1 protein-coding gene is annotated in these 339 nt (G+C 61.7%); it reads right to left on the bottom strand.

Features of this window, described 5'->3' with window-relative positions:
• Window positions 1-339: immunoglobulin-like domain-containing protein (locus tag JFU11_RS27925; protein ID WP_201062763.1), on the bottom strand; the 339-nt coding region annotated here is incomplete at both ends.

Raw genomic sequence — 339 nt, 5'->3', positions numbered from 1 at the left:
CCGTTGGACAGGGTGACGACCACTGGCGAACCAGTGACGGGAGCGCCAACCGTCGCGGTGTAAACCACGGTTTCGCCTTCGGCGACGTTCGCGGTGGCACTCAGCGAAACGGTGCTGGTATCAATGGTGTCATTGACGGTGGTCACCGCCGGTGTATCGCTGGCGACCAGGTTCTCGAAATTGCCGCCGGTCGCGTCTTTGATGGTTGCTTCGACGGTGCCGGCGTCTTTGTAGACATCGTCTTTCGGCGCATCGACGGTCACGGAGCCGGTAGTTTTACCTGCTTCGATGGTGATCACGGCGCCGTTCGACAAGGTCACGGTGACCGGTGTGCCGGCC

The sequence above is a fragment of the Pseudomonas sp. TH37 genome (assembly GCF_016650735.1).
Taxonomy (GTDB): domain Bacteria; phylum Pseudomonadota; class Gammaproteobacteria; order Pseudomonadales; family Pseudomonadaceae; genus Aquipseudomonas; species Aquipseudomonas farris.
Note: the sequence above shows the minus strand (reverse complement) of the source record. Positions and strands in the feature narration are given on the sequence as shown.